Annotated in this window: 21 protein-coding genes; 11 read left to right on the top strand and 10 right to left on the bottom strand. The window is 53.8% G+C overall.

From position 1 onward, the window contains the following. Window positions 1-18 precede the first annotated feature (18 nt). A complete protein-coding gene (gene gpmM, locus OGV71_RS06600; protein ID WP_032950516.1) occupies window positions 19-1563 on the bottom strand; it encodes a 2,3-bisphosphoglycerate-independent phosphoglycerate mutase in 1545 nt (514 codons plus the stop codon). A 248-nt stretch (window positions 1564-1811) separates the two neighbouring features. Between gpmM and OGV71_RS06595 the strand changes: the two genes are divergently transcribed. From OGV71_RS06595 to cysE, 5 genes are all read left to right on the top strand, one after another. Next, complete coding sequence (locus OGV71_RS06595) at window positions 1812-2243, top strand: rhodanese-like domain-containing protein (RefSeq protein WP_003024148.1); 432 nt, start codon at window positions 1812-1814, stop codon at window positions 2241-2243. Between the two features lie 52 nt (window positions 2244-2295). Continuing rightward, window positions 2296-2547, top strand: coding sequence for a glutaredoxin 3 (gene grxC, locus OGV71_RS06590; RefSeq protein WP_003024152.1), 252 nt, complete (start codon window positions 2296-2298; stop codon window positions 2545-2547). Window positions 2548-2593: 46 nt separating this feature from the next. Then, the gene (gene secB, locus OGV71_RS06585; protein ID WP_003024155.1) at window positions 2594-3061 is read left to right on the top strand and encodes a protein-export chaperone SecB; all 468 of its coding nucleotides are present in this window, start codon (window positions 2594-2596) and stop codon (window positions 3059-3061) included. Beyond that, window positions 3061-4080 (top strand): NAD(P)H-dependent glycerol-3-phosphate dehydrogenase, encoded by a 1020-nt coding sequence (gene gpsA / locus OGV71_RS06580; RefSeq protein ID WP_032950514.1) that lies wholly within the window; start codon window positions 3061-3063, stop codon window positions 4078-4080. Before secB ends, gpsA begins: the two co-directional genes overlap by 1 nt. Before the next feature lie 78 nt (window positions 4081-4158). After that, window positions 4159-4980 carry a serine O-acetyltransferase gene (gene cysE / locus OGV71_RS06575; protein WP_003024160.1) on the top strand — a complete coding sequence of 274 codons (822 nt, stop codon included), beginning with the start codon at window positions 4159-4161 and terminating at the stop codon, window positions 4978-4980. An 86-nt stretch (window positions 4981-5066) separates the two neighbouring features. Here the strand turns inward: cysE and trmL are convergent, their stop codons facing one another. From trmL to OGV71_RS06545, 6 genes are all read right to left on the bottom strand, one after another. Then, window positions 5067-5540, bottom strand: coding sequence for a tRNA (uridine(34)/cytosine(34)/5-carboxymethylaminomethyluridine(34)-2'-O)-methyltransferase TrmL (gene trmL / locus OGV71_RS06570; RefSeq protein WP_003024163.1), 474 nt, complete (start codon window positions 5538-5540; stop codon window positions 5067-5069). A 46-nt stretch (window positions 5541-5586) separates the two neighbouring features. Next, on the bottom strand, window positions 5587-6927 hold the full coding sequence (locus OGV71_RS06565; RefSeq protein WP_003024165.1) for an MFS transporter: 1341 nt from the start codon (window positions 6925-6927) through the stop codon (window positions 5587-5589). Window positions 6928-7122: 195 nt separating this feature from the next. Beyond that, window positions 7123-8313 carry an FMN-dependent L-lactate dehydrogenase LldD gene (lldD, locus tag OGV71_RS06560; protein ID WP_057064456.1) on the bottom strand — a complete coding sequence of 397 codons (1191 nt, stop codon included), beginning with the start codon at window positions 8311-8313 and terminating at the stop codon, window positions 7123-7125. Continuing rightward, window positions 8310-9086: a transcriptional regulator LldR gene (gene lldR / locus OGV71_RS06555; RefSeq protein WP_003837649.1), complete on the bottom strand. Its 777-nt coding sequence runs from the start codon at window positions 9084-9086 to the stop codon at window positions 8310-8312. The genes lldD and lldR overlap by 4 nt, the downstream gene beginning before the upstream one ends. Beyond that, window positions 9083-10738 (bottom strand): L-lactate permease, encoded by a 1656-nt coding sequence (lldP, locus tag OGV71_RS06550; RefSeq protein WP_003837651.1) that lies wholly within the window; start codon window positions 10736-10738, stop codon window positions 9083-9085. Before lldP ends, lldR begins: the two co-directional genes overlap by 4 nt. Before the next feature lie 262 nt (window positions 10739-11000). Further along, window positions 11001-11363: a YibL family ribosome-associated protein gene (locus tag OGV71_RS06545; protein WP_003024174.1), complete on the bottom strand. Its 363-nt coding sequence runs from the start codon at window positions 11361-11363 to the stop codon at window positions 11001-11003. Window positions 11364-11655: 292 nt separating this feature from the next. On the opposite strand from OGV71_RS06545, the gene OGV71_RS06540 reads away from it, so the two are divergent. Continuing rightward, window positions 11656-11862, top strand: coding sequence for a hypothetical protein (locus tag OGV71_RS06540; RefSeq protein WP_003024176.1), 207 nt, complete (start codon window positions 11656-11658; stop codon window positions 11860-11862). Window positions 11863-11874: 12 nt separating this feature from the next. Here OGV71_RS06540 and mtlR read toward each other — a convergent pair whose 3' ends face one another. The 3 genes from mtlR to mtlA form a co-directional block, all read right to left on the bottom strand. Beyond that, window positions 11875-12462 (bottom strand): mannitol operon repressor MtlR, encoded by a 588-nt coding sequence (mtlR, locus tag OGV71_RS06535; protein WP_003024179.1) that lies wholly within the window; start codon window positions 12460-12462, stop codon window positions 11875-11877. Then, window positions 12462-13610: a mannitol-1-phosphate 5-dehydrogenase gene (gene mtlD / locus OGV71_RS06530; RefSeq protein WP_086504675.1), complete on the bottom strand. Its 1149-nt coding sequence runs from the start codon at window positions 13608-13610 to the stop codon at window positions 12462-12464. Before mtlD ends, mtlR begins: the two co-directional genes overlap by 1 nt. A 220-nt stretch (window positions 13611-13830) precedes the next feature. Continuing rightward, window positions 13831-15747, bottom strand: a complete 1917-nt coding sequence (gene mtlA / locus OGV71_RS06525) for a PTS mannitol transporter subunit IICBA (protein WP_003024181.1) — start codon at window positions 15745-15747, stop codon at window positions 13831-13833. Between the two features lie 531 nt (window positions 15748-16278). Here mtlA and OGV71_RS06520 point away from each other — a divergent pair. The 5 genes from OGV71_RS06520 to selB all read left to right on the top strand — a co-directional run bounded on the left by OGV71_RS06520 (window position 16279) and on the right by selB (window position 21790). Next, window positions 16279-16641, top strand: coding sequence for a DUF3302 domain-containing protein (locus OGV71_RS06520; RefSeq protein WP_003024186.1), 363 nt, complete (start codon window positions 16279-16281; stop codon window positions 16639-16641). Between the two features lie 2 nt (window positions 16642-16643). Next, the gene (locus OGV71_RS06515) at window positions 16644-17780 is read left to right on the top strand and encodes an HlyD family secretion protein (RefSeq protein ID WP_003024188.1); all 1137 of its coding nucleotides are present in this window, start codon (window positions 16644-16646) and stop codon (window positions 17778-17780) included. Between the two features lie 70 nt (window positions 17781-17850). Beyond that, the gene (locus OGV71_RS06510; protein WP_003024191.1) at window positions 17851-18459 is read left to right on the top strand and encodes a glutathione S-transferase; all 609 of its coding nucleotides are present in this window, start codon (window positions 17851-17853) and stop codon (window positions 18457-18459) included. A 98-nt stretch (window positions 18460-18557) separates the two neighbouring features. Further along, complete coding sequence (gene selA / locus OGV71_RS06505) at window positions 18558-19949, top strand: L-seryl-tRNA(Sec) selenium transferase (protein ID WP_182316833.1); 1392 nt, start codon at window positions 18558-18560, stop codon at window positions 19947-19949. After that, window positions 19946-21790, top strand: coding sequence for a selenocysteine-specific translation elongation factor (gene selB / locus OGV71_RS06500; protein ID WP_071667603.1), 1845 nt, complete (start codon window positions 19946-19948; stop codon window positions 21788-21790). Before selA ends, selB begins: the two co-directional genes overlap by 4 nt. The last annotated feature ends 52 nt before the right edge of the window (window positions 21791-21842 follow it).

Here is a 21842-nt window from a genome sequence, read left to right as displayed (position 1 = left end):
TCCCCTCATGGGGAGGGATTATTCCACGATGAACAGCGGCTTACCAGTCATCTCTTGCGGGATTTCCATACCCATCAGCGTCAGCATGGTCGGGGCGATATCAGAAAGTTTGCCGCCTTCGACTGCTTTGACGTTCTTACCACCGACATAAATCAGCGGAACGGGCAGGTTGGTATGTGCAGTATGTGCCTGACCGGTGGACGGATCGCGCATCTGCTCTGCGTTACCGTGGTCTGCGGTGATCAGCAACTGGCCGCCAACGGACTCAACCGCTTTAGTCACCTGCTCAACGCAGTGATCCAGCGCTTCAACCGCTTTAACCGCTGCTTCCATCACCCCGGTGTGACCAACCATGTCGCCGTTCGGGTAGTTACAAATGATGGTGTCGTATTTACCGCTCTCAATCGCTGCAACCAGCTTCTCGGTCAGTTCAGCAGAGCTCATTTCCGGTTGCAGATCGTAGGTCGCAACTTTCGGAGAGTTGATCAGGATGCGGTCTTCGCCTTTGAACGGCTCTTCTACGCCGCCGTTGAAGAAGAAGGTCACGTGCGCATATTTTTCAGTTTCGGAAATACGCAGCTGCGTTTTTTCGTTCTTCGCCATCCACTCACCAAAGGTGTTGGCCAGAGATGCTGGTGGGTAAGCAACCGCAGTTTTGATGTCTGCCGCGTATTCGGTCAGCATCACAAAGTTGAGGTTAACGACTTTCTTACGGGCGAAGCCGTCGAAATCAGCGTTAACAAACGCACGGGTGATTTCACGCGCACGGTCAGCACGGAAGTTCATGAAAATCAGCGTATCGCCATCTTCCATAGCAGCATCTGCCTGACCTTCGGCACGGATCACGGTGGCTTTAACGAATTCGTCGTTTTCGTCGCGGGCATAAGCAGCCTGCAGACCTTCAACCGCCGTAGCGAACTGGAACTCGCCCTTCGCCAGCGTCATCAGATCGTAAGCCTGTTCAACGCGATCCCAACGGTTGTCGCGGTCCATAGCGTAGTAACGACCGATAATGGACGCTACGCGGCCTTTGCCCAGCGCGGCAAATTTCTCTTCGAATTTCTGCAGTGAATGTTCAGCGCTGCGCGGCGGAGTATCACGACCATCAAGGAAAGCGTGCAGATAGATTTTATCAGCGCCGCGTTCAGCGGCCATTTCTACCATCGCCATGATGTGATCTTCGTGGCTGTGAACGCCGCCAGCAGAGAGCAGACCCATGATGTGTACCGCTTTCCCGGCATTTTTTGCCTGGTCGACCGCATCGGTCAGCACCGGGTTAGCGAAGAAAGTACGTTCTTTGATTTCAACGTCCAGACGGGTAAGGTCCTGATACACGATACGGCCCGCGCCCAGGTTGACGTGACCCACTTCGGAGTTGCCCATCTGGCGATCGGGCAGGCCGACTTCCAGACCGGACGCATCAATCAGGGTATGCGGACGTTTTGCCCACAGCGCATCCATTACCGGGGTTTTAGCACTAAAAATGGCGTTATCCTGGCTGTCTTCGCGATAGCCGTAGCCATCCAGAATCACCAGTACCATAGGTTTTTTAGAAACCGACATTGCGACAACCTCACACTCAAGAGATAAAAAATAATTGCGTAATTTTACTACAGCTGAATCGATAAAGTAGCCCCCGAAGATCAAATAATGGGGGATCGCGTGCTAAGGGGAACACCGATTTACATTTTTTTTTCCGTAGCGCCCCGCAAAAATGCAATCCAATGCACGCTCTGGCTGTATTTGCGCCAACGCGCAGGTATACTCCTTTCCTGGTTTTTTAATCACTGAGTCGGGAGTTGTTACCCCCCATGCAAGAAATTATGCAATTTGTTAGTCGCCACCCTGTCTTGAGTATCGCCTGGATTGCGTTACTGGCGGCTGTATTATTTACCACGTTTAAGAGCCTGACCTCAAAAGTGAAGGTGATTACTCGCGGCGAAGCTACACGTCTCATCAACAAAGAAGACGCCGTTGTTGTGGATTTACGCCAGCGCGACGACTTCCGCAAAGGCCATATCGCAGGCTCCACTAACCTGCTGCCGAGCGAAATCAAAGCCAACAATTTTGGCGAACTTGAAAAACACAAAAACAAACCTGTGATTGTGGTTGATGGTTCAGGCATGCAGTGCCAGGATTCAGCAACTGCGCTGATTAAAGCCGGTTTTGAGCAGGTATCCGTACTGAAAGACGGCGTAGCGGGCTGGAGTGGTGAGAATCTGCCACTGGTTCGCGGCAAGTAATTTACCCGTCTTCTTTCATGCCGCAGGGTAAAAAGAACACTGGAGATAAGTCATGGCCAATATTGAGATCTACACCAAAGCAACCTGCCCGTTTTGCCATCGCGCAAAAGCGCTGTTGAACAGCAAGGGTGTGAGTTTCCAGGAGCTTCCGATTGACGGCGATGCCGTAAAGCGTGAAGAGATGATCAAGCGCAGTGGCCGTACGACGGTTCCGCAGATTTTTATTGATGCACAGCACATTGGCGGTTGTGACGACTTGTATGCGTTGGATGCGCGTGGTGGACTGGATCCCCTGCTGCGATAAGGCGTACTGAAAGTATTTAAAGGACAACACTAAGGGTTTTCTAAACATGTCAGAACAAAATAACACTGAAATGGCTTTCCAGATCCAACGTATCTATACCAAGGATGTGTCTTTCGAAGCGCCAAATGCACCGCATGTTTTCCAGAAAGATTGGCAGCCAGAGGTTAAACTGGATCTTGATACCGCATCTACCCAACTGGCAGATGACGTGTATGAAGTAGTGCTGCGTGTCACCGTAACGGCTTCCCTGGGTGAAGAAACTGCGTTCCTGTGCGAAGTTCAGCAGGGCGGTATTTTCTCCATCAGTGGTATCGAAGGGACTCAGATGGCGCATTGCCTGGGCGCATACTGCCCGAACATTCTGTTCCCGTATGCCCGTGAATGCATCACCAGCCTGGTATCACGCGGTACGTTCCCGCAACTGAACCTTGCGCCGGTCAACTTTGATGCGCTGTTCATGAACTATTTACAGCAGCAGGCTGGCGAAGGTACTGAAGAACATCAGGATGCCTGATGAACCAAAGTAATGCTTCAATGACTGTGATTGGTGCCGGCTCGTACGGCACCGCTCTTGCCATCACCCTGGCAAGAAATGGCCATCAGGTTGTCCTGTGGGGCCATGATCCGAAACATATCGCGACCCTTGAGCACGATCGCTGCAACGTCGCGTTCCTCCCTGATGTGCCTTTTCCTGACACACTGCGCCTGGAAAGTGATTTAGCCACTGCGCTGGCCGCCAGTCGTAATATTCTGGTGGTGGTGCCGAGCCACGTCTTTGGCGAAGTGCTGCGAAACATCAAACCATTGATGCGTCCTGACGCACGACTGGTCTGGGCGACAAAAGGTCTGGAGGCGGAAACGGGACGTCTGCTGCAGGACGTCGCACGCGAAGCACTGGGGGATGCTATTCCACTGGCGGTCATCTCCGGTCCGACGTTCGCCAAAGAGCTGGCTGCGGGCATGCCGACGGCGATTTCTCTGGCCTCGACGGACGACGCCTTTGCTGACGATCTCCAGCAGTTGCTGCACTGCGGCAAAAGCTTTCGCGTTTACAGCAACCCGGATTTCATTGGCGTGCAGCTTGGCGGCGCGGTGAAAAACGTCATTGCGATTGGTGCGGGGATGTCTGACGGCATCGGTTTTGGCGCGAATGCGCGTACCGCATTGATCACCCGTGGACTGACCGAAATGTCTCGCCTTGGCGCGGCGCTGGGTGCCGATCCTGCCACCTTTATGGGGATGGCGGGTTTAGGCGATCTGGTGCTGACCTGTACCGACAACCAGTCGCGTAACCGTCGTTTTGGCATGATGCTCGGCCAGGGTATGGACGTGCAGGGCGCGCAGGACAAGATTGGTCAGGTGGTTGAAGGCTACCGCAATACGAAAGAAGTTCGTGAATTGGCGCACCGTTTTGGTGTCGAGATGCCAATAACCGAGGAAATTTATCAAGTATTGTATTGCGGAAAAAACGCGCGCGAGGCAGCATTGACGTTATTAGGTCGTGCGCGCAAGGACGAGCGAAGCAGCCACTAGCCGTAAGGAACCGTTTCAATCTAACGACCCGACCCGCGAAGAACGGGTCGGTCGTTTTGCTACCTTCTGGAGTACGCAATGCCGTGTGAAGAACTGGATATCGTCTGGAAAAACATTAAAGCGGAAGCCCGGGCACTGGCGGAATGTGAGCCAATGTTGGCCAGTTTTTACCACGCAACGCTGCTCAAACATGAAAATCTCGGCAGTGCGCTAAGCTATATGCTGGCGAATAAACTCGCTTCTCCAATCATGCCCGCCATTGCGATTCGCGAAGTCGTGGAAGAGGCCTATGCCGCCGATCCTGAAATGATTGCCTCAGCGGCCTGTGATATTCAGGCGGTACGTACGCGTGACCCGGCTGTCGATAAATATTCCACCCCACTTCTGTACCTGAAGGGTTTTCATGCGCTTCAGGCCTACCGTATCGGTCACTGGCTGTGGCATCAGGGGCGTCAGGCGCTGGCGATCTTCCTGCAAAATCAGGTGTCCGTTACCTTCCAGGTAGACATTCATCCGGCGGCAAAAATCGGCCGTGGGATTATGCTCGATCACGCAACCGGCATTGTGGTCGGTGAAACGGCAGTGATTGAAAATGATGTCTCTATTCTGCAATCCGTCACACTCGGCGGGACCGGTAAAGCCGGCGGCGATCGTCATCCGAAAATTCGTGAAGGTGTAATGATTGGCGCGGGAGCAAAAATTCTCGGCAACATTGAAGTCGGGCGCGGCGCGAAGATTGGCGCAGGTTCCGTGGTTTTACAACCGGTACCCCCGCATACCACTGCGGCAGGCGTACCTGCACGCATCGTCGGTAAGCCTGACAGCGATAAACCGTCTATGGATATGGATCAGCATTTCAACGGGATTCATCATACTTTCGAATACGGTGATGGCATCTGATTTCGAGCTATGCCCGGCGGCGCAGTGCTTACCGGGCCTACAAATCTCGTGGGTCGGATAAGGCGTCAGCCGCCATCCGACAAAAATCAACTACGCAATACCGCGCCGGGATAACCTAACTGGCGCCAGGCCTCATACACCACCACCGACACCGCATTTGACAGGTTCATGCTGCGACTGTCCGGCATCATCGGAATTCGAATTTTTTGTTCGGCTGGCAGCGCGTCGAGGATGCTGGGTGGCAGACCGCGAGTTTCAGGGCCAAACATCAGATAATCCCCATCCTGATAGCTTACTGCGCTATGCGCTGGCGTACCTTTGGTGGTCAGGGCAAACAGACGTTGCGGATTTTCTGCGGCGACGAAGCTGGCGTAATCAGGGTGGCGCAGCACGGCGGTAAACTCATGGTAATCCAGCCCCGCGCGACGCAGGCGCTTGTCGTCCCAGGTAAAGCCCATTGGCTCAATAATATGCAGACGAAAGCCGGTGTTGGCGCAAAGACGGATAATATTGCCGGTATTTGGCGGGATTTCTGGTTCAAATAAAACGATGTTAAGCATACTGCCCCCTTGATAACGGGGGGCAGAATAGCAGAAAGCGCGGGTACTATGCGACGGTCAGCGCGTGCGGTTTATAGCGTTGCAGTTTGTAAATCGTTGCGGCAGCCGCAACCAGCGCCGGAAGGCTGAGGAACATTAATATACTGTCTGCCTGCCATTGCAGGGAAAGCAGCTGGGCGCTCATCATCGTTCCGGCTACGCCACCGAAGCGACCCACGCCCTGCATCCAGGCAATGCCCGTCGCGCGACAGTGGGTCGGATAAAACGTGGCGGCCAGCGTCTGCAGCCCGGACTGCGCGCCGTTCATGGTAATCCCCATCAGGAAGATCAGTGCGCCGAACAGGATAATATGGTTATGTTCAAACCCGAGAGCGAGGGCAAACAGCATCGTCAGAATAAAGCCGAGTGACACCACTTTATGCGCTTCCCAACGGTCCATTAACCAACCGGCCAGCAGGATCCCTGCGGTACCGCCGAAGGTAAACAGTGAGGTCAGCCAGGCGGATTCAGCCAGCGGATAGCCCATTCCCAGCATCAGCGTTGGCATCCAGCTCAACAGCACGTAATAGATAACCAATCCCATAAAGTAGGTCATCCAGAGCATCAGCGTGCCCGGCAGCCAGGGCATACTGAATAGCTGTGCCACGCTGCCTTTTTTGACCGTGACGCGGTCTTCATCCAGATAAAACTGGGTAACCTGTTCCAGACTTCCCGACATAAAGCGTTGAGCAATGCGTTTAACCTGTGCAACCCCTTTACCGCGGTGAACCAGATACTTCACCGACTCCGGCAGGAACAGCACCAACAATACGGTGAGGGCCAGCGGGGCGATCGCACCGGCAAGCAGGACGCTGTGCCAGCCGTAGTTAGGGATAAGCCAGGAGGAGATCACCCCGCCGCCTGCAGCCCCTAACGGAAAGCCGCAGTACATGGTGTTAATCGCCATTGAACGACAGCGTTTTGGTGCAAATTCTGACACCAGGGTGATGGCATTGGGCATTGCAGCACCAAGACCCAGCCCGGTGAGAAAGCGCCAAAATGTGAGCATATTCAGCGTCTGGGCATAGGCAGTTCCCAGACTGGCGAGGCCAAAAAACAGACAGGAAAAGACCAGAACACGCTTACGGCCCATACGATCGGAAATCGGCCCGGCCAGCAGTGCACCAAATGACAGGCCCAATAGCGCGGCGCTTAACACCGGTCCAAGGTCCTGCTTCTTGATGCCCCAGTCGGCTGAGAGCGTGGGCGCAATATAGCCCATCGCCGCCGTATCGAAGCCGTCGATGGCCAGGACCAGAAAACCCAGGACAATAATGACCCAGTGGAAGCGCGAAAAAGGACTGTCATCTATCGCCTGCTGGATATTCACTTTTCCGGAATAAGCCATGTTACCCTCGCCCGTTATGATGGTTGTTATCTGTATATTTCGCCCTTGTATTAGCTTGTATATACATCTGACAGGTGGATAAAAAGTTGTCAAATATATTGGTTATAAATGTTAACTGGTCGTTATTTTTGGATAAAAAATGGCCGGGCTGAGAACAGACCGACCATGCAGAAAGTGGGTTTTATGGGGATATTGTTACGCCGCGCTACCCTGAACCAGAGGTGCCAGCGCAGCAGGCAGGCTTTTTCCCAGTTCTTGTACCAGCGAATCATGACTGATTTCGCTAATCGATTTTGCACCGGTCAGGGTCATTGCCACCTTCATCTCTTTCTCGATCAGATTCAGCAGATTCGCCACACCGGCCTGACCGTGGGTTGCCAGCGCGTACAGATAAGCACGGCCCAGCAGCACGCTATCCGCACCCAGCGCAATCATGCGTACGACGTCCAGACCGTTGCGGATCCCGCTGTCTGCCAGAATCGCGATATCGCCTTTTACCGCATCGGCAATGGCGGGCAGCGCGCGGGCTGAAGACAGCACGCCATCTAACTGGCGCCCACCGTGGTTAGAGACAACGATGCCGTCGGCGCCAAAACGTACGGCGTCGCGAGCATCCTCAGGATCGAGGATCCCTTTGATCACCATCGGACCATCCCAAAATTCGCGGATCCACTCGAGGTCTTTCCATGAAATCGACGGATCGAAGTTATTCGCCAGCCAACCGATGTAATCCTCAAGGCCGGTGGGTTTGCCAAGATACGTCGAAATATTGCCTAAATCATGCGGGCGACCGTTCAGGCCAACGTCCCATGCCCATTGTGGATGGGTGACTGCCTGCCAGTAGCGGCGCAGTGCGGCATTTGGGCCGCTCATCCCGGAATGGGCGTCACGGTAGCGTGCGCCAGGTGTGGGCATATCGACGGTAAAGACCAGCGTGGAACAACCCGCCGCTTTAGCGCGTTCCAGGGCGTTACGCATAAAGCCGCGATCGCGCAGAACATACAGCTGAAACCACATCGGACGCTTGATAGTCGGGGCGACTTCTTCAATCGGGCATACGGATACTGTGGAAAGCGTAAACGGAATGCCTTTGGCATCAGCGGCGGCGGCGGCCTGAACTTCGCCCCGACGCGCATACATGCCGCACAGACCGACAGGTGCAAGGGCCACCGGCATGGAGAGCGTTTCGTTGAACAGCTTTGTCTCCAGGCTCAGGTCGGACATATTCTTCAGCACGCGCTGGCGAAGGGCTACCTCCGACAGGTCTGCCACGTTACGGCGCAAAGTGTGCTCTGCATACGCCCCACCGTCAATATAGTGGAACAAGAAGGGGGGTAGGATGCGCTGGGCTGCGGCGCGATAGTCGCTGGCTGCTGAAATAATCATGTGTTGTTCTCCCTGCTATTCTCACCAGGGTCACCGGGCAGGCGGGTGATTCGCGCCTGGCGGGCCTGATCTTCATCAAATCGTTTAATCGTGGTGTGGACAAAACTGAGGTGCGCCATCATCGCTTTACGCGCGCCGTCGGCATCTCCGGCAACAATCGCATCCAGTACGGCCTGATGCTGTGCCGTCAGTTGTGAAAATACGGGCGGCACGAGGTACATACGCTGGCGGCTCTGTTTCACCGAAGACTGCAATACGTCGAAGAAACCGCGCATGGTCTGTAACAGCACCACGTTGTGTGAGGCCTCTGCAATGGCGAGATGAAAGCGAACGTCTGCTTGCGAGGCGAGATCTGGATCTTCGCTTTGTGTGGCCTCGAAACAGAGCCTGATCTTCTCTTTGTCGGCAGCAGTGGCACGCATAGCTGCGTGCCAGGCGGTGCTGGCTTCGATGGCGTGGCGGGCTTCGAGAATATCGAAGCTGTAATCAGGGTCATCCGCCATCAGGCTTTTCAGTGGCTGAACAATGTTTTGTTCGGACCACGCTTCATGCTGCCAGCGGATAAACGTCCCACCGCCACGACGGCTAATCAGCACGCCTTCACTTACCAGCTTTGCTAGCGCCTCGCGCAGCGAATTGCGCGACACGCCAAGCTGTACGGCCAGTTGGCGCTCAGCGGGCAACTTCATGCCCGCTTCCAGCTGTTGTTCTTCAATCAGCGCCCGCACACGAGATGCGACCTCGTCTGACAGGCGTCTGGGCATCACAATCATGGAATCATCCAGGTTAAGACATAGGCCTGCAGCGTGGTAATCACACCCACCATGCAGGTGAAAATCAGACTGTGCTTCACGGTAAAGCGGAACAGGTCAGACTCTTTTCCCACTAATCCCACTGCCGCACAGGCGATAGCGATAGATTGCGGAGAGATCATCTTTCCGGTCACGCCGCCGGTGGTATTTGCAGCCACCATCAATACATCCGAAACACCGATTTGCTGAGCGGCCGTGGCCTGTAGGGCGGCAAACAGTGCGTTTGATGAGGTGTCGGATCCAGTCAGGAATACCCCCAGCCAGCCGAGGAACGGCGAAAAGAAGGTAAATGCGCTGCCGGTGTGCGCCAGGGCCAATGCCAGGGTGGATGAAAGCCCGGAGTAGTTAGAGATAAAGGCGAATGCCAGCACCATCCCGATGGAGTAGATAGGTAGCGCCAGATCTTTCAGCGTGCTACCAAAGGTCTGAAGCGCAGCAGACGGCTTCATCTTCAGCCAGACGATGGACAGCAGGGCGGCAAACAGTATTGCGGTACCGGTCGCGGAGAACCAGTCAAATTTGTACACCGCCGCGTAGGCTGTGGCTTCGTGTACGACCGGCGGCATACGGGCAACCAGCTTGTCGAGGAACGGAACCGGAATATTGACCACCCAGTGGTACATCGCGCCGCCTGGTGCAAACAGCGCTTTAAACGGCGGTATGCTCCACAGCGTGACGGTAGCTGTCAGGAACAGGAACGGCGACCAGGCGCGGATAATTTGCCCGGCGGTGTAGCGGGTGCGCGACAGATCCATATCGACCTGCGAAGCGCCCATATCACCAAAGCGGAAGATGCGTACCGGCTGCCAGCGCTTCAGGAACAGCGTCAGACAGACCAGGGAAACCAGAGAAGAGATGATGTCCGGCAGTTCCGGTCCGATAAAGTTAGAGCTGAGATACTGCGCGATAGCAAACGAGCCGCCAGCGACCATCACCGCAGGCCAGGTTTCTTTGACACCACGCCAGCCATCCATAATCGCCATAATCCAGAACAGCACGATAATGGTCAGGAACGGCAGTTGACGGCCCACCATCTGGCCAATCTCGAAGCTGTCCAGCCCGGTAACCTGACCGGCAACCAGAATCGGAATGCCCATTGCCCCAAAAGCGACTGGAGCGGTGTTTACGATCAAGCACAAGCCTGCCGCATACAGTGGGTTAAAGCCAAGGCCAACCAGCAGCGCGGCGGTAATCGCTACCGGAGCACCGAAGCCTGCCGCCCCTTCGAGGAATGCCCCAAAGGAGAAACCGACAATCAGCATTTGCAGACGCTGGTCTGGGGTAATCGAGAGTATCGAGGAGCGGATAATGTCGAACTGCCCAGTCTTCACCGAGATTTTATAGACGAATACCGCAGCGATAATGATCCAGGCAATTGGCCACAGACCGTAGAAGAAACCGTACACTACGGATGCCAGAGCGTGATCGACCGGCATTTTGTAAAACAGCAAGGCGACCGACAAAGCGATCACCACCGTCCATGACGCCGCAACGTAGCCTTTCAGCTTGAGCTTAATCAGGGCGAAGAAAAAGAACAGGATGGGGAGCGATGCGATCAGACTAGAAAGCCAGATGTTACCGGCCGGGTCGTAGTTCTGTTGCCAGAGATTCATTGCAGGTCTCCTGGGGGCCGCCGACATAATGGAATGAGTCTTTGCTCAAATCTTCGTCACATTATGTGTAAAAGTGGCCCTGCCAATATTGTTGTGTAGGGGTAATGACAATGAATGGTTAATCAAATGTTATTTATTGGCAACGATATTGTACTCACATTTTAATGAAATGTGAGGTACTGGTATGATCTGGCTAAAATTGGTAGGGCCAATTGCGAGGGGAAGTGAAGGACCGGGCAAGCGGATGTTGCCCGGTGGGAGATCAGAACTCGCTCTTCGCGAAGCCTGTCATTTCTTTCAGGCCCATTTCACGGCCAAGCTCGGTCATCGGGTGAACGACAATCAGGCCGCGCACGCTCTTCTTCAGTTTGCCCATGTCGGCCTGTTCTTTTTTGGTGATGGTACGACGGAAAGGGAGTTTCGTCAGTTTTTGCGCTTCTTTGCTCAGCTTCTGACCATGGACTTCACGCAGACGCGCAATCTCGTTTTCCAGAGTTTCTTTCTCTTGCTCTAGCTCGGCATATTTGTCGGCGGCTTCAACCAGAGACAGGTCAGCCTGCTGGTGGCGGATAGCGTCCAGACGATCGCTCAGGCGTTTAATTTCGTTTTTTTCGACTTCTTTCATAGGATAGCTTCTGATAAAAATAGGATGAATATCCTATAGTATGCGCGCAGAGCGGGATTATTCACAACTAATCGAAGATAAATAATCAAATGTTGCAAGTATTATTCAGCTAATGAAAATATTACTATTTTGATTAATAAGGAATTTTAAGCGATAAGATCGACCATGGCGCATTTTTTTGGCGGGTTCATAGTGAAGCACGTTTTCCTTAATGTATTTGCCAAACCGATCCTAAACTTAAATGATCAACCGCGCAGGCTGAGCGCGGTTAATACATGGAGGAGGGAAGATTATGGCGAAAATAGGTGAGAACGTTTCGGCTCTAATTGATAAGACGGTCGATTTTATGGCTTCAAGCCAGGCTTTTCGCGAGTATCTGAATAAAACACCGCCACGCAACGTTGTCCCTTCTGAAATACCGCAGGAGAATGCGCAGTTGTATCTGCAACGTCTGGCGTACTATCGGCAGCTTTATCGACCGCAGCAGGAAGAGAAATAAGCAAGCATCGTCTTATTTTTGAAAGGCTTTTTTTAAGCTGATTTTAGAAATCAGCTCGGTCAGGGAAAGTACCATCGTGGAGCGCACCATCTGCTGGTAGCGCTGGATCTGCATCGCGTGCAGACCTGAGTCTGAGGTATCAAACTGCGGTGGCGGCGGGAGTGCCGTCACGCAGTGGAGTTCGCCAAACGGACCAAGAATTTCGTCGTCGGTGAACGCATATTCATTGCCGTCATGGTTTAACTCTTCCCGCAGCGCCATCAGAAGCTCGGCGTCTTCATACTCCGGTCGGCTGAGCACGCCCAGACCGTAGATGAGCTTCAGGCGAACGGAAAGATCGCCCAGCGGACCGTCGCCGTCAAGCAGTGGTTCTACAGCATATTTCACCGCATAGTCGTCTTTGCGAAATACCTGAAGCACAAGAATATTCACCGCCTCGGTGAGCAGTTCTACGGCGGTGATGAGGAAGCTGCGTACGGTTTTGCCAGCATTCAGACGCTCAAGCACACGATTTTCAAAGGCCTGCGTTTGTTCCATTATTGCCTGCATATCTGACAATCTATTATTCAGGCGCAGGATATCCTGCGCCAGGTCCTGCATCATTTCTTTGCGTTATACGCGTTAACAGCCTCAAGCACGACATCGCTGTTGGCATCCAGCCCGGAAACTTGCGCCAGCGCGGCCTGTGGACCTTTTTCGTCAATCAGCGCGGCCAGTTCCTGTGCCTGCGGATCTTCTTCGCTGCGATAGTGCATCGCTGCCGCAATACCGATAACCAGATTCGCATGCGGCAAACTATACTCCAGCGTACCCAGCAGCGGTTTAATCAGACGATCTCCCGCGCTCAGCTTACGCAGCGGCTGACGACCCACGCGCTCAACGTCATCTTTCAGATACGGGTTTTCAAAGCGACCGAGGATTTTCTGAATGTATGCCGCATGTTTTGCTGCATCAAAACCATAGCGTTTGATCAGTACCGCGCCGCTCTCTTCCATCGCACCTTTTACCACTGCGCGGATTTTCTCGTCGAGAATCGCGTCACGGATGGTCTGATGACCGGTCAATTTTCCGAGGTACGCGGTTATAGCATGCCCGGTGTTTAGCGTGAAGAGTTTACGTTCGACAAATGCCATTAGGTTATCAGTTAATTCCATTCCTGGAATATTTGGTAGTTCACCTTTGAACTGTGTTTTGTCGACAATCCACTCACTGAAGGTTTCTACGGTAACTTCCAGCGGGTCATTGGTTGCTGAAGCCGAAGGCGGAACAATGCGGTCCACGGCGGAATCGACGAAGCCAACATGTTCTTCAACCCAGGCTTTGTCTTCATCTGCCAGCGCGTTCATTACATGGCCTTTCAACTGGGTCGTTCCGCGCACCATGTTTTCACAGGCGATGATATTCAGCGGAGTAGCTATACCCTGTGCCTTGCGTTTAACCAGCCCTTTGGCGATGGCCGGAGCGATACGCTCAAGCACGACTGGACCGACGGCGGTAGTGACTAAATCTACATGGGCAATCAGGTCGACGACATCATCGCCGATGCTGCTCACGGCGTTGACGCCGGAGACGGTATCAACCTGTTCGTTTTCACCTACGACATGAACCTGATAGCTATGACGGGCATTCAGGGCATCGAGTACGACCTGATTTACATCCGCGAACGTCAGCTGTATCCCCGCGTCCGCCAGCAGTTTGCCGATAAAGCCACGACCGATATTACCTGCGCCAAAATGTAATGCTTTCATAGTATTAACCTTCATCAATGTTTTTACCCAAGAGGGCTGGGGTGAGGCTTTTCCCTCAACCTAACCCTCTCCACAAGGGAGAGGATATCGCCTTCATATTTCGAACTGCAGATGCGTTGGCTCTCCTTGCTCACCCCAGTCACGTACTTATGTACGCTCCTGGGGATTCACTGCGTTGCCGCCTTCCTGCAGCTCGAACTATTTTGGAGATACTTAACCGTTAAGCTTTTTTACCAGCCAGCAGCTCCAGAACTTCATCCACGCTGGTGGTATGGGCCAGACGTTCGATCACGGATTCGTCATCCAGCGCGTTGGTCAGGCTGGTAATCACCTGGATGTGCTCGTTGTTACGTGCTGCGATACCAATCACCAGGCGGGCAATATCGTCTTCTTCTTCACCGAAGCGAACGCCTTCCGGGTACTGGCAGAACACCACACCGGTTTTCAGCACACGGTCTTTGGCTTCAACCGTTCCGTGCGGTACTGCAATGGACTCGCCGAGGTAAGTCGGAGTCAGTTTTTCGCGGTCCAGCATCGCCTCGACGTATTCTGGCTCAACGTAACCGCCTTTCACCAGTTGCTCACCAGCAAAGCGAATTGCTTCCTCTTTGTTAGTGGCTTTACGACCGAGGAAGATATTCTCCGCACCCAGTTTGAACAGGTGAGTATCACCCTCTTCAAAGCTGTCTTTCAGGTGATCGCGGACTTTCTCTTCGTTCACGTTGTGGCGCTGTGCAGCGACCAGACGTTCGGTCAGGTTGGAGTACAGGCCACTGTCGAGGAAGTTGGTCAGCGAAATGTGCTGTGCCTGAGGCACCTGGCGCATCGCGCGTTCGGTCAGGTCACGGTGGGTAATGACCAGATCCACATCCGGCGGCAGATTGTTAATCGCGCTGTTAGTGACGGAAATCTGAGACAGACCTGCATCCTGCACTTTCTTACGCAGTACGCCCGCACCCATGGCGCTGGAACCCATACCGGCATCGCAGGCAACAATGATTTTACGCACATGGCTCAGGTCGTTGGTCACGTCGCCAGCCGCCAGCGGAGATGCGCCTTTGGATTCCGCTTTCATGTCGTGCATACGACGGGTTGCGGCATCAATGTCATCATCTTCTTTCACTTTGCTGGTTTTCAGCAGAATGGCTGAAACCACAAAGGAGACTGCCATAGCAGCACAGATAGCAGCGATGTTAGCGAAGTAAGCGCCCTTCGGCGTCATGGCCAGCACGGCCAGGATAGAACCCGGAGAGGCCGGAGAAACCAGACCGCCGTTCAGGATAGTCAGGGTAAATACGCCAGTCATACCGCCGAGGATAACGGCCAGGATCAGACGTGGGTTCATCAGCACGTACGGGAAGTAAATTTCGTGGATACCACCCAGGAAGTGGATGATTGCCGCGCCGCCCGCAGACTGCTTAGCGCTGCCGCGACCGAAGAACATGTATGCCAGCAGAACACCCATACCCGGACCCGGGTTAGCTTCAATCAGGAAGAAGATGGATTTGCCCATCTCATGGGACTGCTGAATTCCCAGCGGTGAGAAAATACCGTGGTTGATGGCGTTGTTGAGGAACAGGATTTTCGCCGGTTCAACGAAGATAGACGCCAGCGGCAGCATGTCATGGACAACCATGAAGTTAACGCCTGCCGCCAGGATTTTGGACAGTGCTTCAACCAATGGGCCAATGCCAAGGAATGCCAGAATGGCGAGGATCATCCCGATGATGCCTGCGGAGAAGTTATTCACCAGCATCTCAAAACCGGACTTGATCTTACCGTCTACCCAGTTGTCGAAATGTTTGATAGCCCAGCCGCCCAGCGGACCTGCGATCATCGCGCCGAGGAACATTGGCATATCTGCACCGACGATAACGCCCATGGTGGTGATAGCACCAACCACGCCGCCACGTTCGCCGCCAACCAGCTTACCACCGGTATAACCGATCAGCAGCGGCAGCAGATAGGTGATCATAGGACCGACAAGCTTCGCCAGCGTTTCGTTCGGCAACCACCCTGTCGGAATGAATAATGCGGTGATAATACCCCACGCGATAAACGCGCCGATATTTGGCATCACCATGTTGCTGAGGAATCGACCAAAGCTTTGCACCTTGATCTTAATATCGGATGACATAAAAACACCCCTTCTTATGTTTGCTATCGCGCAGGCTGAAAGCCCGAGGTTTGTTAATGTAGCGGCAGGAGGTAGCCGGACCCTGTAGATACTGCGAAATCTGGCACTGAATCGTTCAACTGTCCAGTCGACGACCTTTTATGTGATATTCGTCACGTAAATATAGGGTGTATGGCGTTAGTTAATGTGATCTTAATCACAAAATATCGGTACAAAAAAACATCACTGGATCAGAATTCGCCAAAAATGGGGGGTAAATGTGAACTGATTCACATTTTATCCTTTGCTGTTTGTTGAATCTTTGTGATGCAGATCGCAAAGTATTTTCATCTGCATTTGCTCGGATGTGATCTACAGCAGGTTCTACCCCCCGATATTTTTATTGCAAAAGAAAGCAACTTCTCACCAGAAAAAATATTTATTTTGTGGTATGGCGAAAACCCCAAACTGCAGTTATGTTCAAAACATCAGCCTGGGTGCATGCGGCTGCCGGCATAAAAAAACTCTAATTAGCGTGAATTCGAGGCAGGTATGTTTCTAAATTATTTCGCACTGGGCGTGCTGATCTTCGTCTTTCTGGTTCTGTTTTACGGAATCATCGCCATTCACGATATTCCCTATAACATGGCTAAAAAACGCAACCATCCTCATGCTGATGCCATTCATACGGCGGGTTGGATTAGCCTGTTTACACTCCATGCAATATGGCCGTTCCTGTGGATTTGGGCGACGCTCTACCAGCCTGAACGTGGGTGGGGCATGCAATCACACATCATGTCGAACGGAAAGGACCCAGACCCCGAGATTGCCGCACTGGCAGCGCGCATCACCCAGTTGGAAAAAAGACTGGATGGGGAGAAGAAAACAGATTACTCCACCTTTCCGGAGATTTAATCATGGATTTGTTGATAGTCCTGACCTATGTGGCCTTTGCCTGGGCCATCTTTAAAATATTCCGTATTCCTGTAAACCAATGGACGCTCGCTACTGCTGCATTAGGTGGGGTATTCATTGTTGCGGGACTGATCTTATTAATGAACTATAACCACCCGTATACCTTTACGGCGCAAAAAGCGGTTATTTCAATTCCGATCACTCCGCAAGTCACAGGAATTGTTAGTGAGGTAACGGATAAAAATAATCAGTTGATTAAAAAAGGCGAAGTGTTATTTAAACTCGATCCAGGCCGCTATCAGGCACGTGTTGACAGACTGCAGGCTGATCTTGTTACCGCCACACACAACATCGACAATCTGAAAGCCCAACTTTCTGAAGCCGTCGCCAACACTACCCGCGTTTCCGCTGAACGCGATCGTCTGTATAAAGATTATCAACGCTATTTGAAGGGCAGCCAGGCGAAGGTTAATCCCTTCTCTGAAAGCGATATCGACAACGCCCGGCAGAACTATCTGGCACAGGACGCGCTGGTAAAAGGTTCCGTTGCCGAACAGACGCAGATTCAGAGTCAGTTAGACAGTATGGTCAACGGGGAGCAATCTCAGGTTGCGTCTCTGCGCGCTCAGCTCGCTGAAGCCAAATACAATCTTGAGCAGACTATCGTCCGTGCCCCCAGCAACGGCTATGTTACGCAAGTGCTTATTCGGCCCGGGACCTACGCCGCCGCGCTACCTCTGCGCCCGGTGATGGTATTTATTCCAGAACAGAAACGGCAAATTGTGGCGCAATTCCGCCAGAACTCGTTGCTGCGTCTTAAACCGGGTGATGAAGCGGAAGTGGTCTTCAACGCGCTGCCTGGTCAGGTTTTCTCCGGCAAGTTGACCTCCATTCTTCCGGTTGTGCCGGGCGGCTCTTATCAGGCGCAGGGGGCATTACAGTCCTTAACGGTGGTGCCGGGTACCGATGGCGTGCTGGCTACGATTGAGTTGGATCCTAATGCCGATGTGGATGCGCTGCCGGACGGTATCTATGCCCAGGTGGCGGTCTATTCCGACCATTTCGCTCACGTGTCAGTGATGCGTAAAGTGCTGCTGCGCATGACCAGCTGGATGCATTACCTTTATTTGGATCATTGAGATCGTCATCACCTGCCATTTACGGCGACCTGAGCCATACTGATATTTTTGTTGGCAAAAAGGACCCGGCATGAAACTCATTGGCAGCTATACCAGCCCTTTTGTGCGTAAAATTTCTATTCTGTTACTGGAAAAGGGCATCACCTTCGAATTTGTGAATGAACTTCCCTATAGCGCGGATAGTGGCGTGGCGCGTTATAACCCGCTAGGAAAAGTACCCGCGTTGGTCACCGATGAGGGTGAGTACTGGTTTGACTCTCCGATCATCGCAGAATACATAGAGCTGCTGGATATTGCGCCAGCCATGCTACCGGGTGAACCGTTAGCGGCGCTCAAAGTTCGTCAACTGGAAGCGCTGGCCGACGGTATTATGGATGCGGGATTAGTCTCGGTGCGCGAGCAGGCTCGCCCCGCCGCGCAGCAGTCAGAAACTGAATTGTTACGCCAGCGGGAGAAGATCACCCGCAGTCTGGATATGCTGGAAGGCTATCTGGCGGACGGTACGCTGAAAACGGATACGGTTAACCTGGCTACCATCGCGATTGCCTGTGCCGTCGGTTATCTCAATTTCCGTCGGGTCGCGCCCGGCTGGTGTGTGGACCGCCCACGTCTGGTCAAACTGGTGGAAACGCTTTTTCAACGCGAAAGTTTTGCCCGCACAGAACCGCCAAAGGCTTGATGCAGATAATACCTGCCTGAGCAAAGTCACGGTACAATCCTTCCTATATCGATAGCCCTCTCCGCGGTGGAGAGGGCCACCAACAGCCAGGCCCTTTCATGACAACCGACATGCGTTCACTCTACAGCCAGCTTCCCGCTATCGATCGTTTATTGCGCGATAGCGCCTTCCCAGCCTTACGTGAATCTCACGGTCATACCCGGGTGGTTGACCTGCTGCGTCATATGCTTGACGAAGCCAGAGATACGATTCGCGACACGCACGCGCTCCCGGCATGGTGTGAGGACTGGGCGCAAGAAGCCAGCGCCCGGCTGGAACGAGAATCGCAAAGCGCGCTGCGTCCGGTGATTAACCTGACCGGAACGGTGCTGCATACCAACCTTGGGCGAGCGTCGCAGGCCGAAGAAGCGATCGAGGCGGTGGTGCAAGCCATGCGCACGCCAGTGACGCTGGAATACAGCCTGGATGATGCCGGACGTGGACATCGGGATCGGGCGCTGGCGGATTTACTCTGTCGTCTGACGGGAGCGGAGGACGCCTGTATCGTCAATAACAATGCGGCAGCGGTTTTACTGATGCTGGCCGCCACGGCCAACGGCAAAGAGGTGGTCGTTTCGCGCGGTGAGCTGGTGGAAATTGGCGGCGCGTTTCGTATTCCGGACGTGATGTGCCAGGCCGGATGTGTTCTGCGCGAAGTCGGTACCACCAACCGGACCCATGCGAAAGATTACCGTCAGGCGGTGAATGAAAATACCGCTCTGCTGATGAAAGTCCATACCAGTAATTACAGCATTGAAGGCTTTACGAAGTCGGTGGATGAGGCTGAGCTGGCCGCTATTGGCAAGGAACTGGATGTGCCGGTGGTGGCGGATCTCGGCAGCGGATCACTGGTCGATCTCAGCCAGTATGGATTACCGCAGGAGCCGATGCCGCAACAGCTGATTGCCGCTGGCGTCAGTCTGGTGAGCTTCTCTGGCGATAAATTACTGGGCGGGCCGCAGGCCGGGATTATCGTCGGTAAAAAAGAGATGATCGCTCGCTTACAGAGCCATCCGCTGAAACGCGCATTACGGGCTGATAAAATGACACTGGCTGCGCTGGAAGCGACGCTGCGACTCTACCTGCACCCGGAAGCGCTGGCGCAGAAGTTGCCGACGTTACGCCAGCTCACTCGCTCGCAGGAGGCTGTCCACGCGCAGGCCCAACACTTAAAGGCACGGCTTGCCGAGCATTACGGTGACGAATTCGCCCTGAACGTCATGCCTTGCCTGTCGCAAATTGGCAGCGGCTCGCTACCGGTTGATAGGCTGCCCAGCGCGGCATTAACCTTTACCCCCCATGACGGACGCGGTAGCCGCCTCGAAGCACTGGCCGCCCGTTGGCGTGCACTGCCCGTGCCGATCATTGGCCGGATTTATGATGGCCGCATGTGGCTGGATCTGCGCTGCCTTGAAGACGAGACCCGGTTTATGGAGATGATGCTGAAATGATTATTGCAACCGCCGGACACGTTGACCACGGAAAAACAACGTTATTACAGGCGATTACCGGCGTGAATGCCGACCGTCTGCCGGAAGAAAAAAAGCGCGGCATGACCATCGATCTCGGCTATGCCTACTGGCCGCAGCCGGACGGGCGGATACTGGGATTTATCGATGTACCCGGACACGAAAAGTTTCTGTCTAACATGCTGGCGGGTGTTGGTGGGATTGATCACGCGCTGCTGGTGGTGGCGTGTGATGACGGCGTGATGGCGCAAACGCGTGAGCATTTGCAAATTCTGCAACTGACGGGTAATCCGCAGATCACCGTGGCGCTTACGAAAGCCGACCGCGTGGACGAAGCAAGAATTGAAGAGGTGCGTGCGGAAATTCAGGCCACGCTGGGGAATTATGGTTTCGCGGAGTCGGTGCTTTTCGTCACTGCCGCCAGTGAAGGCCGTGGCATCGAGGAACTGCGCGAACATTTGCTGCAATTAACGTCGCGCGAGCATGCCCGCGATCACAGCTTTCGCCTGGCGATTGACCGTGCCTTTACGGTCAAAGGCGCGGGACTGGTGGTGACCGGGACGGCGCTCAGCGGTGAAGTGAATGTCGGTGACACACTGTGGCTCACGGGCGTCAACAAACCGATGCGCGTACGTAGCCTGCATGCACAAAATCAGGCCACCGATCGCGCGCAGGCGGGACAACGTATTGCGCTAAATATTGCCGGTGATGCGCAAAAAGAAGAACTTAACCGCGGCGACTGGCTGCTTGCTGATGCGCCGCCAGAGGCGTTTACCCGCGTGATTGTTTCTTTAGAACATGCGGCACCGCTGATGCAGTGGCAACCTCTGCATATTCACCACGCTGCCAGCCACGTTACCGGGAGAATCTCGCTGCTTGAAGGGACGCTGGCGGAACTGGTGTTTGATACGCCGCTCTGGCTCGCCGATAACGATCGTCTGGTGCTGCGCGATATTTCGGCTCGCACGACGCTGGCCGGTGCGCGCGTGGTCACGCTCAATCCGCCGCGTCGCGGGAAGCGTAAGCCGGAATATTTGCAGTGGCTGTCGGCGTTGGAAAACGCACAGAGTGATGGTGACGCTCTGGCGCTGCACCTGACGCGTGGAGCGGTAAATATTCCCGACTTCGCCTGGGCGCGTCAGCTCAACGGTAACGGCATGCGTCCGTTGATCGAGCAGCATGGTTTTATTCAGGCAGGATACAGTCTGTTGGATGCCACTGTTGCAGCGCGCTGGCAGCGCAAAATCCTCGATACGCTGGCGACTTACCACGACCAGCACCGCGATGAGCCTGGACCTGGGCGCGAACGCCTGCGCCGGATGGCTTTGCCGATGGAAGATGAAGCGCTGGTCCTGCTGCTGATTGAAAAGATGCGCGAGAGCGGCGTCATCCATAGTCATCATGGCTGGCTGCATTTGCCCGATCACAAGGCCGGTTTCAGCGATGAGCAGCAGGCTATCTGGCAAAAAGCAGAACCGCTTTTTGGCGATGAGCCGTGGTGGGTGCGCGACCTGGCAAAACAGACGGGCACGGATGAGCAAATGATGCGTGTGGTGTTACGACAAGCGGCGCAGCAAGGCATCATCACCGCGATCGTGAAAGATCGTTATTACCGTAACGATCGGATAGTGGCCTTTGCCAATATGATCCGCGAACTGGATCAGGAAAGGGGATCGACATGTGCCGCTGATTTTCGCGACAGGCTTAACATCGGGCGCAAATTGGCTATTCAGATTCTGGAATATTTTGATCGCATTGGTTTTACTCGCCGTCGGGGAAATGATCATTTATTACGCGATGCATTGCTGTTCCCCGAAAAGTAATGAAACAATTAATTCAGGAATTAAATGAATTAATACAAAATAGATATTGATT

This window comes from Citrobacter sp. Cf088, from assembly GCF_030334295.1.
Classification (GTDB): Bacteria; Pseudomonadota; Gammaproteobacteria; order Enterobacterales; family Enterobacteriaceae; genus Citrobacter; species Citrobacter freundii.
The sequence above is the reverse complement of the archived record's forward strand: the minus strand, read 5'-3'. Positions and strand labels throughout refer to the sequence as shown.

What these genes read in the sequence shown, in the direction of transcription:
- gpmM (WP_032950516.1), bottom strand. Translation starts at nt 1,563, where the DNA reads ATGTCGGTTTCTAAAAAACCTATGGTACTGGTGATTCTGGATGGCTAC.
- OGV71_RS06595 (WP_003024148.1), top strand. Translation starts at nt 1,812, where the DNA reads ATGCAAGAAATTATGCAATTTGTTAGTCGCCACCCTGTCTTGAGTATC.
- grxC (WP_003024152.1), top strand. Translation starts at nt 2,296, where the DNA reads ATGGCCAATATTGAGATCTACACCAAAGCAACCTGCCCGTTTTGCCAT.
- secB (WP_003024155.1), top strand. Translation starts at nt 2,594, where the DNA reads ATGTCAGAACAAAATAACACTGAAATGGCTTTCCAGATCCAACGTATC.
- gpsA (WP_032950514.1), top strand. Translation starts at nt 3,061, where the DNA reads ATGAACCAAAGTAATGCTTCAATGACTGTGATTGGTGCCGGCTCGTAC.
- cysE (WP_003024160.1), top strand. Translation starts at nt 4,159, where the DNA reads ATGCCGTGTGAAGAACTGGATATCGTCTGGAAAAACATTAAAGCGGAA.
- trmL (WP_003024163.1), bottom strand. Translation starts at nt 5,540, where the DNA reads ATGCTTAACATCGTTTTATTTGAACCAGAAATCCCGCCAAATACCGGC.
- OGV71_RS06565 (WP_003024165.1), bottom strand. Translation starts at nt 6,927, where the DNA reads ATGGCTTATTCCGGAAAAGTGAATATCCAGCAGGCGATAGATGACAGT.
- lldD (WP_057064456.1), bottom strand. Translation starts at nt 8,313, where the DNA reads ATGATTATTTCAGCAGCCAGCGACTATCGCGCCGCAGCCCAGCGCATC.
- lldR (WP_003837649.1), bottom strand. Translation starts at nt 9,086, where the DNA reads ATGATTGTGATGCCCAGACGCCTGTCAGACGAGGTCGCATCTCGTGTG.
- lldP (WP_003837651.1), bottom strand. Translation starts at nt 10,738, where the DNA reads ATGAATCTCTGGCAACAGAACTACGACCCGGCCGGTAACATCTGGCTT.
- OGV71_RS06545 (WP_003024174.1), bottom strand. Translation starts at nt 11,363, where the DNA reads ATGAAAGAAGTCGAAAAAAACGAAATTAAACGCCTGAGCGATCGTCTG.
- OGV71_RS06540 (WP_003024176.1), top strand. Translation starts at nt 11,656, where the DNA reads ATGGCGAAAATAGGTGAGAACGTTTCGGCTCTAATTGATAAGACGGTC.
- mtlR (WP_003024179.1), bottom strand. Translation starts at nt 12,462, where the DNA reads ATGCAGGACCTGGCGCAGGATATCCTGCGCCTGAATAATAGATTGTCA.
- mtlD (WP_086504675.1), bottom strand. Translation starts at nt 13,610, where the DNA reads ATGAAAGCATTACATTTTGGCGCAGGTAATATCGGTCGTGGCTTTATC.
- mtlA (WP_003024181.1), bottom strand. Translation starts at nt 15,747, where the DNA reads ATGTCATCCGATATTAAGATCAAGGTGCAAAGCTTTGGTCGATTCCTC.
- OGV71_RS06520 (WP_003024186.1), top strand. Translation starts at nt 16,279, where the DNA reads ATGTTTCTAAATTATTTCGCACTGGGCGTGCTGATCTTCGTCTTTCTG.
- OGV71_RS06515 (WP_003024188.1), top strand. Translation starts at nt 16,644, where the DNA reads ATGGATTTGTTGATAGTCCTGACCTATGTGGCCTTTGCCTGGGCCATC.
- OGV71_RS06510 (WP_003024191.1), top strand. Translation starts at nt 17,851, where the DNA reads ATGAAACTCATTGGCAGCTATACCAGCCCTTTTGTGCGTAAAATTTCT.
- selA (WP_182316833.1), top strand. Translation starts at nt 18,558, where the DNA reads ATGACAACCGACATGCGTTCACTCTACAGCCAGCTTCCCGCTATCGAT.
- selB (WP_071667603.1), top strand. Translation starts at nt 19,946, where the DNA reads ATGATTATTGCAACCGCCGGACACGTTGACCACGGAAAAACAACGTTA.